General features: G+C 46.9%; 10 protein-coding genes and 1 pseudogene. 1 reads left to right on the forward strand and 10 read right to left on the reverse strand.

Going from position 1 to position 13,753, the window contains the following annotated elements; genetic code table 11:
- Positions 1-179: 179 nt before the first annotated feature.
- Positions 180-1,694 carry a polysaccharide biosynthesis tyrosine autokinase gene (locus BE0216_RS09600; protein WP_094637288.1) on the forward strand — a complete coding sequence of 505 codons (1,515 nt, stop codon included), beginning with the start codon at positions 180-182 and terminating at the stop codon, positions 1,692-1,694.
- A 706-nt stretch (positions 1,695-2,400) separates the two neighbouring features.
- On the opposite strand, the pseudogene BE0216_RS09605 reads toward BE0216_RS09600, so the two are convergent.
- From BE0216_RS09605 to BE0216_RS09650, 10 genes and pseudogenes are all read right to left on the reverse strand, one after another.
- A pseudogene (locus BE0216_RS09605) lies at positions 2,401-3,237 on the reverse strand (ATP-binding protein).
- Entirely contained in the window at positions 3,161-4,729 is a 1,569-nt protein-coding gene (gene istA / locus BE0216_RS09610) for an IS21 family transposase (RefSeq protein ID WP_193042855.1), read from the reverse strand. The pseudogene BE0216_RS09605 and the gene istA overlap by 77 nt, the downstream one beginning before the upstream one ends.
- 200 nt (positions 4,730-4,929) lie before the next feature.
- The gene (locus tag BE0216_RS09615; RefSeq protein WP_226805828.1) at positions 4,930-6,054 is read right to left on the reverse strand and encodes a glycosyltransferase family 2 protein; all 1,125 of its coding nucleotides are present in this window, start codon (positions 6,052-6,054) and stop codon (positions 4,930-4,932) included.
- A gap of 87 nt (positions 6,055-6,141) precedes the next feature.
- On the reverse strand, positions 6,142-7,302 hold the full coding sequence (locus BE0216_RS09620) for a glycosyltransferase (RefSeq protein ID WP_094636477.1): 1,161 nt from the start codon (positions 7,300-7,302) through the stop codon (positions 6,142-6,144).
- Between the two features lie 12 nt (positions 7,303-7,314).
- Positions 7,315-8,841 (reverse strand): flippase, encoded by a 1,527-nt coding sequence (locus BE0216_RS09625; protein WP_193042856.1) that lies wholly within the window; start codon positions 8,839-8,841, stop codon positions 7,315-7,317.
- A 1-nt stretch (position 8,842) separates the two neighbouring features.
- Positions 8,843-9,727, reverse strand: a complete 885-nt coding sequence (locus BE0216_RS09630; RefSeq protein WP_094636479.1) for a glycosyltransferase — start codon at positions 9,725-9,727, stop codon at positions 8,843-8,845.
- Positions 9,720-10,964: a hypothetical protein gene (locus BE0216_RS09635; RefSeq protein ID WP_143249280.1), complete on the reverse strand. Its 1,245-nt coding sequence runs from the start codon at positions 10,962-10,964 to the stop codon at positions 9,720-9,722. The genes BE0216_RS09630 and BE0216_RS09635 overlap by 8 nt, the downstream gene beginning before the upstream one ends.
- 28 nt (positions 10,965-10,992) lie before the next feature.
- Positions 10,993-11,886, reverse strand: coding sequence for a glycosyltransferase (locus BE0216_RS09640; protein ID WP_094636480.1), 894 nt, complete (start codon positions 11,884-11,886; stop codon positions 10,993-10,995).
- A complete protein-coding gene (locus BE0216_RS09645) occupies positions 11,861-12,721 on the reverse strand; it encodes a glycosyltransferase family 32 protein (protein ID WP_094636481.1) in 861 nt (286 codons plus the stop codon). Before BE0216_RS09645 ends, BE0216_RS09640 begins: the two co-directional genes overlap by 26 nt.
- Positions 12,722-12,733: 12 nt before the next feature.
- Complete coding sequence (locus BE0216_RS09650) at positions 12,734-13,750, reverse strand: capsular polysaccharide synthesis protein (protein ID WP_094636482.1); 1,017 nt, start codon at positions 13,748-13,750, stop codon at positions 12,734-12,736.
- Positions 13,751-13,753: the final 3 nt, after the last annotated feature.

Consider the following 13,753-nt stretch of genomic DNA (forward strand, 5'->3'; position numbering starts at 1 on the left):
CTTTGCGAGATTCACACCCCCCTAGTAGGGGTTAATTAGGGGGATTTTACGGCGAGTTCTCGTCACAATCCCCCCGTAAAATTCCTCTTAGTGCAATGTTGGGAAAGCTGTTACGAGAGGGAATCATGGCTGCATGGCATGTATCGCAGACGAATACTGAAGGGGGTGGCAGCCCCTCGATGACGATTGCGCAGCAGATGATGACGGGGAACGTCATGAACCAGCCTCTGAAGATGGACGATCAGACCGAAGAGGGGCTGACGCTGCTGGATCTCGCGCGCATGCTGCGCAAGCATATCGCCACGGCCATCGTCGTGTTCGTTATCGTGGTGGTGGGCGTGTGCGCGTACACGTTCCTCGCCCCCAAGCAATACACCGCCGAAGCGCAGATGTTCGCCACATATTCGGCCGACACCGGCGACGACAGCATCACCACAGTGAACACCGCAGGCTCCTACATCAGTGGGCAGATCGAAAGCTATCCCACGTTGGCCACCACCGAAGCGGTGCTCGAACCCGCTTTGGATGAACTCGGCGACGATGATCTTACCGCTGCAGGGCTGACGTCCATGATCACCGTGACCAATCCGTCCAACACCTACCTGCTCAACGTCTCCGCCGTCAGTGGTGACCCGCAGCTGGCCGCCAATGCTGCCAATGCCGTGGCCAACGCGCTCTCCGAAGTGGTCGCCACTTCGCTGTACGACACGGAAGGCACCGTGTCTCCGGTCAAACTTTCCGTAGTGCAAACCGCCACCACGCCCGCCGAACCCAGCTCGCCGCGCGTGGCCCTTTACCTCTCAGTCGGGCTGATGGCAGGCCTAATACTCGGTGTATGCGCGGCCATAGTGCGCGACATGCTGTCGCGCCATATCCGGGATGTGGAGGATCTTCACTCGGTCGTCGACGACGCCATGATCATGGGCGTCGTGCCGCGCGACGAAGCGCTCGCCCAAGCGGCACCGATTGTGGTCGCTGACTCCGGATCGGCTTTGGCCGAGGAATTCCGACGCCTGCGCACCGGTCTCTCGTTCGTCACCGCGTCGGAAGACCAGCGAAGCCATCTCATCGTGGTCTCATCGGTTTCGCCGCATGAAGGCAAGACCACCATCTCCTGCAATCTGGCCGCCGTATTGGCCGAAAATGGCGACAACGTGCTGCTTATCGACGCCGACCTGCGCCACCCATCGGTCGCGAAACACCTCGACCTGGAAGGCGGTGTGGGATTGGCGCACGTGCTCTCCAAACAAGCGAGCCTCGAAGATGTGACGCAGACCTATTGGAAGTCGAACCTCTCCATCATCCCCGCAGGTCCCCGCCTGCAGAACGCCAGCGTGCTGCTCAACGGCAAAACCATGCGTATGGTCATCGAACAGGCCATGGAACAATACGACTATGTGATCATCGACACCTCGCCGATGGGCGTGGCCAACGACGCCACCGTATTCGGCGCGCACGGCAACGGCGTGCTGCTGGTCACCGGCCGTGGAATCACCCTCAAACGCGGACTGCGCGCCGCAGCCGAGCAATTGCGCAACGTGAACGTGCCGCTGCTCGGCTTCGTGTTCAACCTCGCCGACGGCGGCGGATACAACGGCTATTACGGCGACCACAATTACGCCGCATACTACGGAGAAGAGAAAAGCTCGCACCGTTCATCGCAACGCCGCGCCAAAAGAAGCCGGAAAGCTTAGAAGGATAGCGAAGGTCGAGTCTCTACTGCGAAGGTGAAAAACCGAAAAAGAGATTCGACGGTCAATCCGCAATTTATGCAGGCACCACAACAGGATCCACAATCGGACGATGACCACTCGCTCGAGCATGCTTCGAGCGGACTCCACATACGACGGGCCGAAGGTATTCCCCACGGCGGTCGTGCTCAAACGCATGTGTGAAAGAATGCGGCCGGAGAGATGGAATGTGCTGCCGCAGACCCTCGTCGCTCTAATTGACACGTATCCGACAGTGGATCTCAAACCGATGAGATTCCCGACAACTGGAAAGAGGCAGTCCAATTAGATGGATGCTTTCTGTTCAAAGATGCGCGATAGTCAACTAGATAACTTCGCTTACGGTCGACAATGCCCACACGTCTCCCCATATCACAATGCGAGTTCATGCCTAGTTTTGCCGCCGAAAACATCCGCGGCCCTCATCAAACGTCATTGCTCCGTTACAGGAACATGTTCCCCTTTCCAAGCCCGAATCAGAAAGTGTGCAGGAAAAACCGGGCGTTATCATTTCTTGAAGCCACCGCCTGTGACAAGGCTTAGGGCTGTGGACGACACACGTAGATGAGTATTTGTAGTGTTTGAGGCCGCTGGTTATTGTGTTTGGAGGCCGGGGTTATGGCGGGGTGGGGCCGGTGGCGGACTGGTTGGGCGCCACCGGCCTGTTCGGTTAGTTGTCGAGCATGGTTTGCCCGTGTCGTTGTCTCATGTTGTATTCGCCGGTGTCGATCCATATCGTGTTGTGCACGATGCGGTCGAGGATGGCGTCGGCGATGGTGTCTCCTCCGAGTTGGCGGTGCCATTCCTTGGTCGCCAATTGGGTGGCGAACGCGGTGCTGGCGGTGTCGTAGCGCAGTTCCATGAGTTCGAGGAGGAAGCGTTTGAATGGTTCGTCGGGTTTGTCGACGAGTCATTCGTCTATCGCGAGCAGGTTGTAGGTGGCGTATTTGCGCACGAGCTTGGGCACGCCGCCCGGCTTGCCGGCGGCCACCGTCACCTGCTCGGCCAGGTCGGGCAAGCGGATGTAGATGGCGCGGTACCGCGCCCGGCAGGCGGATTTCGCCAGCGCGCACAACAGGTGCGATTTGCCCGAGCCGGTGGCTCCCTGGAACACGGTGTTGAGCCGTTGCTCCAGATGGTTTCCGGTGTCGAGGCCGGCGAGCACGCTCCTGTCGAGCCCGCGTTTCTCCACGAGGTCGATGCTCCGCAGGTCGGCCTGGGGGTAGCGCAGCCCGGCGCGTTTGACCAGGCGTTGGATCTTGGCGTCCACGTGGACGGAGTGGGCGTTGTCGACCGCGAGTCTGACCGTCTCCGCATGGCTCAGGGGCACGATGGTTCGCTCGTCCAGGCGTTCGAACGCGTCGAGCAGGTCCTGGGCGCTCATCTCGCGCAGCTTGCGCTTGGTCTCGGTGTCGATGATCATCTGCCCGTCACCTTCCCATGCTCGCGTAGTAGCCGCCGCGCACCCAGCCACCGGCGCCGGGACCATCGCCGATGCCGCCGCCATCGTCGTCGGGGATTTCGTCGGTCCGGTCCTGCCAGGATTCGAGGATCGGCCGGATATGCGAATAGCGTGGCGAGGCGGCCGACCGCAACGCCAACGCGCACGCGTTCTCCAGGCGTTGCGCGGAATAGCGTTTCGAAAGCCTCAGCACCGCCAGCGCGGGATCCACGCCCTGCTCGTCGAGTCGTTCCGCGGCGAACAGCCTGCCGATCACGGCGGCGCAGCCGGGGCCTATTCGCCGGGCCCATTGCTCGCAGCGTTTCCTGTCCCACGGCTTCCATGTGGCTTTATCGGGAAGGTCGGCCTCGTTCGTCGAATACCTGTTGGCGACGGTGGCGGGCAGGAGCCTGTGCGTGCAGAGCCTGGTGTTTTTGCGCCAGACCTCGAGCGTGCTCGCCCCGATCCGCAAATCCACGGCGGAGCCGACGTACGCGTGCGGGACGGAATACCAGTTGCGCGCCCACGCGACGTGGCCGTTGGCCTGGACCCTCCTGCCGTAGACCCAGTCCGCCACCTCGTACGGCAACGGGGGCAGCGCGATGAGCAGTGGCCCCTCCTCGCTTTCGAACACGGAAAGCCTGGATCCGTCGCGCTTCTGGAACGGGCGGGAATTGTATTCCATGAGCCATGCGCGTATCGCCGCGCGCAGCTCGTCGAGCGAGCCGAATTCACGGTCGCGCATCGCTCCGGCCAACGCCATCGTGGCATGCCACACGGTGTTCTCCACCGAGGGCTTGTCCTTCGGCCTCCTCACCCGTCCGGGCAGCACGGCCGCCGAATAGTGCTCGGCCAGTCCCCGGTACGCGTCGTTCAACACGACCTCGCCCTCACGCGGATGCTTGACCACGCCGGTCTTGAGGTTGTCGCACACCAGGCGCGGCGTGGAACCGCCGAACCACTCGAACATCGCCACATGACAGCGCAGCCACGAGTTCTGCCCCATATCCAGGGCGGGCTCCACGAACGCGTACCGACTGAACGGCAACACGGCCACGAACAGGTACACCCTCGACGAATCCCCGGTGACCGGATCGACGATCCGCATGGTCTTGCCCGCCCAGTCGACCTCGATCGTCCGGCCGGCCTTATGCTCCACGCGCGAGGCCGCGCCGAGTCCCGCCACATACGCCGCGTACAGCTTGCAGAACCTGTCGTACCCCATGTAGGGCTTCCCGGCCTGCCGGCATCCGTCCATGTACTCGCCGTGCAGGATCCTCAACGTCACGCCCACACGCGCCAGCTCACGATGCACCCTCGCCCAGTCCGGCCGTTCGTACACGCTCTCACGATCACCACGCCCCGGGAACAACAGGGCGTACACCTCGTCATCGGTCTTGCCCGCGACGTCAGCCCAGCCGACACCGGCCGACGTCGCGGCATCGAGCGTCTCGGCGACGCTTCGGCGCGCGACCCCCTGGGATCTCGCGATCGCGCGGCCCGACAGACCCCGCTCGCTCAGGCGCAGGATCGTCTTCGCCTTGATTTTCCGTACCATTGAAGGTACCTCCTTTCACCACACGTCCCTCGCATGGTGAAAGGAGCCTAACCAACCATGTCTCCGACCGCAATAACCCCGGCCTCGAAACAAAATAACCCACAAAACCCACAACGGCCCCCAACCGCAATAACCACGGACCTCAACAAATCAAATAATCAGTACACTCATGGCCATTCAAAGCCCCTGACTATAAAACTTCAAAGTTCGAAATTTAGTGGCGGAAGTTTCGCAGTTTGTTCCCACAAGTCGTATTTATGGGTTTTCAACGCCAACTCCACATAATGTTCTATGAGTGTTGGTGATTCAAGCTTCATTGTTTTGAAAGGCTCTTCAGCAAGCAAATCACAACATAGACAAAAGAACGCTCGTTTCTGCTCATCGGACAAACAATAGATGCGCTCGTAGGCCATGGTGCCAAACTGACGAATTAGCATCCTGTAAAGCTGCATGTCTGCAGCTAAGCCGAGTTCATCACGAAGTCGAAGCATTTCCACAATTACCCAATAGGTATCGACCCCTTTAGGATTATTACCTAGAGAGCGCATGATTGAACCATCGCGAGTGCGGTATAAATAGACGGCACCTGTATCCTCAATTTGATTTCGTTGAAAAAACGGTATACAGCAGTACCCGATGACACTGTCTTCGAATAGATACCCTTCTGGGAAACGCAGGTGTTCCCAGACTGAACGGTCATATAGACGCCCCCACGCAAACCCTTCTTGAACTAAAGAGCGAGAGCCCCCCTTGATGTTGGCTTTTTCGTCGACTGGTTCCCAAACTCCCGTAACGATTTTTGCTTCTGTTTTTTTCTGTGTATGCAGCAGGTGCTTCAGATAGTCATCGTTTTTGATTAAATCATCGGAATCAACAAATAATATGAATCGTCCACAGGCATGCGGAATACCGGTGTTACGAGCGGAGGCTAATCCACCATTTTCTTTATGAATTATTTTGATATGGCTGTCACGCCTAGCGCAAGCTTCCAGTTTGAGTAAAGTGTCATCAGTTGAACCGTCATCCACAGCTATGATCTCATATGAACAATCGCTTTGCTTCAAGGATTCTAGACAGTCTTCCACATACTCCGAGACGTTATAGCAAGGTACGATTATCGATACGTCCAATGATGCCGGATATTTGAAGGAATCTAAGGCGAGAGAAGTTGGTCGCGGTCGAGGTGAAGCTGCTTCAACGATTTCTCGGCAATTCGGGATCTCCTCTTTTTTACAATATACAGCGCGATTGAGAATCCATCGATAAAACACTTTCTTTCCAGGCAATGCGTTCCATGCAAATTTGATTGTTTTCCGCGCAAGCATTTTCACTTTTGCCTCCATTTCAGATAGGTATGATAACCAGCCGTCCAATGCTCCAAGAGAATAGCGAGTGGAATCTGATTGTGGCTTTTATTCACGATCGATGCCGACATTGCGAGCCCATCGCCTGACTAGGGAATCCCAGTCGCATTGGTCAAGTTCCGCAATAGCGTTTTCGCACATTTCCCTTAGCTTGCGGCTTGGCAATACCATGGATTCCTCAATAGCGTTAAGAACGCTTTGCGACGAATATGAACACCACCATCCAGATCGCAATTCTTTCCCAAACATTGTTTCCAACTCTCTGTTTGGTGTTATGATCATTGGTGTTCCCAAACTCATAGCTTCCATAATCGAAGATGCCCCGACCCATCTATCAGAAACGGCAATCAGCGCTCTTGCATTTCTTATCATTGAGTAATAACGTTCAGCTTGCTCAGAGTTGCTCTTATTGAGATATCCATGGAACACAACATGAGAATCATGGTCAGCACAAACTTCCTCTGTCATACCTATGACATCCAGACATACAGGACTATCAGCATGCTTGACGTTATATTGTTTGATTGCTTTTATAATGATACACAATCCAGGTAAATACGTCTGATTCCCCACAAACAGGAATCTGTTACTGTGTTCGCGATTTACGTTAGCAGGAATGTTTTTGTCAATGTTGACTGATTTTCCAGAATAATACACCTGCACGTTAGGGCATTCTTGTTCGATAAATCGAGCTGCGTAAGGGAAAATTGAAGTCACATGATCCGCTTTGGCGATTATGTGCTCCTGTCGCCGGATTTTTCTCTTTTCAAAATATGTTGGTTGACGTTTTTGATGCTCTTCAATCTCGTATTTAATCGTCCAATCACATAGCAGACAGCTGATATCATCAGGGCGTTTGGGCGGAAGATTACTGAAATCGAATGACAACAGAATTGCGGGCTCCGATTTCAACAGGATGACAGATTTACGCAATATAGCATTGATATAATGCTGATAAATAGAAGTTCTATTGAATGTGCATAGTGAACCCAAAAACGGAGTAATGATTTTGTTATAAATTTTGCCAAACAGCCAAATGGCTGAGTTAGGATGTTCTATTTGAATATCGCAGATTGAAATTTCAATATTAGGGTAATTTCGCTTAAACGCATTAATAAACATGTAAGGTACATTAGACCAGGTGAGCGGATCCTGAGCGTTGCCGCTTGCAAATACGAGAAGTTGTTTGTAAGAATCTGAGGTGGTCATATTAAAACTTTTTCATCGTTTCATGTTTTTATTTGAAAGATTGTTCAAACGGCGAGATTTATTAATTTGAGTAATCAATTGTTGCAAATATATCTGCGTGAATGGCTCCTTGAAAATGAACAAAGAAACACAGTAGCTAAAAAAGAACACAGGGGCAGTGATCAATAATTGAAGGAAAGAAGACAAGCCCTCAAACCCTGTATGCAATACCAGCAAAACAACAAAAGCAATGACTCCGGAGAACACGATTCGAAATGGCTTGATATCTTGTATGAGTATGTTGATTTCATGCCGTAGAACAACAACCTGGACTATAAGTACCGAGAATTCAGCAATTAAGGTTGCCCACGCGGCGCCTGAAGCACCCAACCTAGGGATAAATATTAAATTAACGAAAAAGTCTGCACCTGCACCAATGATAGTTGATATAGCGACATATTTCTCGCGATTAGTAGGTACTAGCACCTGAAGGCCGAGCACATTGGTAATACCGATAATGATTACAGTGAACGATAGTATCCTCATAGGCACAATGGCTGGCGCATATCCCTTTCCTGCAAGAAAATCGATAGTAGCATCAGACATTACAAAAAAATAGATTGTCAACGGCGTAGTAATCAACAGCACAAGGTTGAGCGACTTCCTCACCATTCGATGGAAATCGTTAATCCTACCATTGGCGACATAGTCTGACATACGGGGCAGCATGACATTCCCAATGGCAGAAACAGCACTAGTAAGAATGACTTTCATTTTTGTTCCCGCCGCAAAGAATCCAACTGCGGCAGTGGTCGACATAAAGCCCAGCATCACAGAGTCAAGACTTGTGTAGATGGTGATTGACACCGACAAGAGGAAGAAAACAAGTATTGGCTTGACGTGTTGTCGAAAATTATACTCCCCCATCGGCTTAAACGACAAAAAACGCCGAGCATATAACAGATTCAGAATATTTGATCCATAATTACCTACTACGTTTATTGCTCCTAGAATCACATAATTTTCTGGAGAATGAATAAAAATAAACATTAAGATAATGGATAAGAATTTAAATCCAAGGTTCCTGAATGTGATATATGAGTATTGCTCAAGAGCCTGAAACAACCAGTCCATACCGCATGCGTTAAGTAAAATTGATATAGAGGAAATAAGAATAAGTACACGATACTCAATTAAGCGTGGAACTATTAACACCATAACAATGAGCGCGATATACGACACAATCACTGTAGAAATATTGATAATCAATAATTCTTGTACTGTACGTTCTTGTACTGTACGATTGAGCTTCTTCGTATCGTGACGACATTCAGCACATTTTTTTATTCCATAGGTGGGAATACCTAACTGCGCAAAAATTAAAAAATAATTGACAATTGATTCAGCAAAAGTGACAGCGCCATTACCGGATGCTCCCAAAACACGAGATATATATGGGAATGTTATTAGCGGAAAAATAAATGCAGACGTTCTCAATATTGCATTCATCAGCAAATTAAGTTTAATACTTTGAATCTTTGGTACATTTTCCTCAACCATTTTAATATTTTACTCCAGGCAAATAATGTGAGTTTTTCCCCATACGATTCACTACAGCATCAAATAGTGCCGAACAATATAACTTTACGGCTGATACATTTCCTTTTGCTATTTGACAAAAAATCTCTTTGACAGTGAAATAAATTGCTTTGCGGAATTTACTCCATTGCTTGTGTTTTTTATATGCATGAATACAATTACGAGTGCCATAGTAGTTTTTCCATGAGATTACATTTATCTCTTCCTTGTCAGACCGGCGGTTAATTTTGTGATTTAACACTGCGTCAGTTCGCACCACTATGGGTGTGATCTGCTTAAATCTCATGGAATACTCTGTATCATCAAACCAGATAAAATAATCTTCTTGTGGATAGCCAATTTTGCTCACGAGCAAACGACTTATCATAAGTCCACAGAATGATGCCAAATCGCAGTTGAAAGATGGGAGGGAATATTCTGAAATTGATACCGGAGAATCGTTACGACGTCGATGCATAGTAATGATTTCATCATCTGTACGAACTACGCAAGCATATGCATGTATTTGTTTATCAAAACTCGGCACAAGCTGAGACATGCAATCATAATCAAGAATTGCATCATCATCAATCAGCATGAACCAATCAGCATCAGTTTCTTCGATAGCGGCTTGGAGTCCACGTTTGAAGCCTCCCGCGCCACCAATATTTTCCTTCATATGATGGATATGGATGTCGCAAACAGTTTTCGAAAATTCATCGAGAAACTCTCGTGTACCGTCAGTGCTACAGTTGTCAATTACAACAATCGAGCTAGGTCTGGTTATCTGCTCAATTGAATGTTCCAAACATTCCCTGAGCAAAGAAAGACGATTAAAAGTGACGATGACAATGCAATAGTTAAACATGCTGCACTCCTTTGTTGATGGGATCAGCAGCAGAAAAAGCAACGAAAAAAGCCATCACAACTTGCCAAGAACTTGAAGTCCACCACCAAGTTATATTTGAAGATAAAACAAGATTAAATATAAGAAAAGCAAGACAATATACTCTATTTGTCTCATTTGATCGTCTAATACATTGACGCAACATAAACAAGAAAACACATATGATAAGCATCAATCCAACATGGCCATATACATATGTGAACGCTGAAATACCATTATCAACCAGCAAAAATCCACGATCCATGCCAGATCTCACATACGCAGGATAATAGATTGAACTTGGGTATCCACACCCAAACAACCAACTTACAGTGGAGCTGTTAAGTTGATTAGCATAGAGCGCTTTCCCTTCATCTCGAATTGAACTTGTATCTTCGGCAGTAATTGGATTAAAATTCGCTAAAAGAGTTTGTCCATAATTGGTAGAAAGAAACAAACAAGCAACCAGAATAAAAAGAATCAACAAAAGAAACTTATAGTCAGCTCTACATTTTGCAATACAAAAGATAAAGATATATACAGCAATCAGCGAAATAAGTTCCAATCTGCTTTTAGAAACAAGAATGCAGAGAGCAATTGTTAATGTAGATGGAAGCAAATACCGAAGAATACCTGTGTTGCATAGTTTCCAAAAGGCAAAAATACCAGCTAAATCACAAAAGCAGTTTTTAATATACAACCTCACTGATCCGTAACGCTCATTTGACATTACTTGAAAAAGTTGTACACCTGAAAAAGCTTGAAGAAAATATAAAAAAGAAACGATTGTGCCGATAATGATAATCCCATCAATAATTTTTTTCACATCGATCATTTGATTTGCGATGGGACGTTTGAGCAACAATGCGCAAATCAAACAAATCACAAATCCTCTCTGAGGTAATATGCCACGCAGGAAGGGCTGCCCTGTTAATTGAAAAGATCTAAATGCTGCAAAAAAACACATAGCAATCAGTAAAAGAATCAATATGTTTAAATAATTGACATATATTTTTACTTTGCAGTTTCGGAAATAAAGATATGTCGAAAAAAATAACAGACCAACCTGCCCAATAAAACTCGCATTTACAATACTGGCTATATTAAAAGTGTCGTCATTCACCAATCCAAATAAACTGTCCGAAAAGGATAGCGCCAATAAAAAAACTAATGCGTTTACCGATGGATTGCTTTTCTCTGATAAAAATATTTTAGACATATTAACTAGTGCTTTATTAAAATTGGTTCTACCGGTTTTTTAAAAAAGAGAAAAAAAGAACAGCCTTATTAATTCCTTCACTTATATAGAGAAAAGGAAGGAGAAGCTTTGAATAATATGTATTAATCAAATATTTCCGAGAGAGAAAAAAAGGTTTCGTCGCATTTAGTTTGCTACTTAATGATTGCTTCTCTTCCACGCTGGAATGATTATGATAGTAACTCACCTCATTGTTAACCAGCCCATAATAACCCGCTTTTTGCGCACGCAGAGCAAGAATATTTTCTTCGTTGTAAAGAAAGGTGCCTTCATCAAAAAAGTTGATTTCACTCAGAAGCTTATATTTTGCCAGAAAAAAACATCCAGTCACACATTCGACCTTATAGACATCATCAGAAATACGTAAACAATGAGACTGGTGCTGCGCATCAGTCCATTTTGTTAATAAACTTGTATTTCTTACCACTCCGATTGAATCTGGTATGTTCCAAAAAGCTGGCATAGAAGTTTTGGGGTCGGCAGAATTAATGGGTCGTCCCCCAACGTAGATACATTCCTCGTCAGACCAAAGCAATGCAACCAAGTCATCAATCACTCCGACATTTGGAATGAATACGTCTGGATTCATGATTCCTATAGTTCTTATTCCATATTTTCCTTTCGCAAAATGAATCCCAAAATTGTTTCCAGTTGCATAACCGTCATTCGAACTTGACTGAATCACATCAACTTGTTCACTTTCTGAAAAATGATTCAACAAATTGATATAGGAGTCGTCAGGAGACATATTGTCAACAACGATAATATGATAATCTTTGCCAAAAGATAGGAGCTGTGAAACACATTTTTTCGTATCTTTCTCGGAGCAGTAGTTTAGGATGACAAAAGCGAGAGAATCATATCCAGAAGTTTTCTGAGGCATTTCCCCGTTCCCTTCTTAAAATTCCTTTTACTTTTTCTTTAATATGCTGAAAACCTTTTGTCATGCCATTGACTTGTAATTCAGCAATCATTGACGAAACAATATTTGCAATTTTCCATCCCAAAAAAGGAGTTATTTTTTTAAAAATATTTGATTTCTTTTTTTCCACAGCAGTACACCATGAAGATGAGTAATGGTGAATAGCAATTGTATCTTTTTTAAGATGATATCCGAAAAAACCAAAGAAAGGATTAAAAACTTGTGAGTCAAAGATAATCCAATCTCCAATTTTCTGTTTTTTGTTTTTAGGGACAAGTCCATGCTTTGACAACACAAAAGTAAAAATCGTGTTTACAGTATGCACTGCAAGAAAATTAGAGCTGTCTACAAAATCCAGTTTTTGATACACATCCATTGTTTCTTTTATCAATGCGTCATATGGGTTAGCCGCGAGTACCAATCCAGAATTCACTGTATTTGAGAAAAATTCAAAAGAGCTGAATGGCACATCATTCTCCACAGCAGCCAAAGGCTGTATCAACTCTGATCCCACATCTAGATATATTCCTCCGTACTGATGCAGTATGGCAAAACGTGCATAATCAGATACAAACGCCCATTTTTGCGACTGATATGCTTTCTTTGAAAATACACAATCTTCGTAATTGAAATTACTTTCGTCCCATCGCTGAATTTTATATTCAGGTGCATATTTTTCCCAGCTAGCAATACTCTTAAGGGCTGTTTTGCTGAGTTCTTTACCTCCGAACCAGCAGTAATGTATAGTCTTGTTCTCAAGTTTCAATCTTGACTCCTCTATCGATAGACAGTCGATTGGTACGCTCTATTACGGATAGTATTCTTGTAGAATCTTTCCATAATATGTTTGCTTTCCCTTTTTTTCTATAGGAAATGATTGCTTCCATGTCAACTTGAACAATCCTGTATTTTCGGAAAGTTCAGTCCATTTCTTTCCTTCGTATGGCTCTCCGAGCAATTTGCATAAATCATCGCATCGAGGGTTATTTGGTTCTACCTCAGCAAAAGCATCAGCAATACGCTTATTATGTTTTTGCATGAGCGCAATGAGATAATCCGTTAGCAAATAGTCAACCAAGTAATCATTTTGAGACCAGTAATGTAAATAAAAATCTCGAAGTGTGCGAAAAATCCATCGATTATCTATATTGCAACCCAGTGAGTAGTTGGCATAATACCCTTGCGCTACAGAGCAATGCAAATAGTCCGGGCGTTTGATTGTAAAAAGCGGCATCGAGAACAATGCATCTTCAATTTTTTCTGTGCATAGAAATGTTGCGTCTAACCAAAGTCCTCCATACTGTGCAAGCAGACTCATTCGTAATAAATCAGAATAGTGCGTCAGAGACATAATCCCCTTGCGTTTTTTTTCATTTACCCAGTTTGGGAACTGCACATACTGGCTCAGATTTTTTTCAGTTATAACTGTTACTTTATGCTTGCCAGCATTGCGCTGAATTGATTCCACACAACATTTCACAATGTCAGGAGCGTTCTCAATGCCTTGCCACCAGCACGACCAGACTCTTCCCTCCAAATTTGGATTACGTAATGATAACGAAGCATCATAGTCATAATTACGATAAAAAACCCCATATTTCTTTTCGAGATAATCAAGCATTATCTCATGTTTGCGAATCAAGCGCTTGCGCTTGGAAGAGGTCTCTACCACACCATTGTGCGCCATAATTTGAATATCCATCTTGGCACGGAGGGTTTCTAGTGCTTCATACCAAGAGGTTTCTGTGGCAACTTCTTGTGTTGCATAAAGTTCTTCGCATAACCGATGGGCTAGACGACTAACCCTATTGTGATTCTTCGTCATTCC

This window comes from Bifidobacterium eulemuris (genome assembly GCF_014898155.1).
GTDB lineage: Bacteria > Actinomycetota > Actinomycetes > Actinomycetales > Bifidobacteriaceae > Bifidobacterium > Bifidobacterium eulemuris.